The organism is Paenibacillus sp. EKM206P, assembly GCF_011066155.1.
GTDB classification, from domain to species: Bacteria; Bacillota; Bacilli; order Paenibacillales; family Paenibacillaceae; genus Paenibacillus; species Paenibacillus polymyxa_D.
The window spans coordinates 1-750 of the sequence record NZ_JAAMNQ010000059.1 but is presented as its reverse complement, the minus strand read 5'-3'; the positions used below and the strand labels follow the sequence as shown (position 1 = coordinate 750).

At 52.3% G+C, this 750-nt stretch carries 1 protein-coding gene; it reads left to right on the top strand.

Annotated elements, in window-relative coordinates; all coding sequences use genetic code 11:
* The coding region (locus G9G53_RS25635) for an amino acid adenylation domain-containing protein (protein WP_165150878.1) at positions 1 to 750 on the top strand (750 nt) is incomplete at both ends.

The window sequence follows — 750 nt, the reverse complement described above, 5'->3', positions numbered from 1 at the left end:
TCAACATTCGATTGAGATGTTGCAAATGACCCCATCCCGGTTACAAATGCTGTTGGGTCATGAAGCAGGCTCGCGCGCGCTGCAAAGCGTGAAGGCAATTATGGTCGGGGGCGAAGCCCTTCCGTCCAAGCTGCTCGCGGCACTGCAAGCAATAAACGGTCCCCGTATTTATAACATGTACGGACCTACAGAAACGACGGTGTGGTCAGCCGTACAGGAACTGACCCATGCCCAAGAAATTAATATAGGACGTCCGATTGCGAATACCCAAATCTATATCATGAATGCGAATGGGGAATTGCAGCCCGTCGGCGTGCCGGGCGAGTTATGTATTGCCGGGGAAGGATTGGCCCGTGGATATTGGAAACGTGAAGAACTGACGGCTGAGAAATTTGTAAATAATCCGTTTGCTGGTGGCAAGGCAGGCCATGAGCGGATGTATCGTACAGGCGATTTGGCAAGATGGATGCCGGACGGCAACATTGAATATTTGGGGCGAATGGATCATCAGGTGAAAATCCGGGGCTACCGGATCGAACTGGGTGAGATCGAATCGCAGCTGTTGCAGGTCGAGTCGGTACGAGAAGCGGTCATCATGGCTCGGGCGGACGAAACTGACCAAAAACAACTAGTAGCGTACTACGTCGCGAGTCAAGAGCTTGGAGCCGGTGAACTGAGACATGAGCTGGGACAAGAACTGCCAAGCTATATGATGCCGTCGTATTTCATCTGGTTGGAGCAGATGCCGCT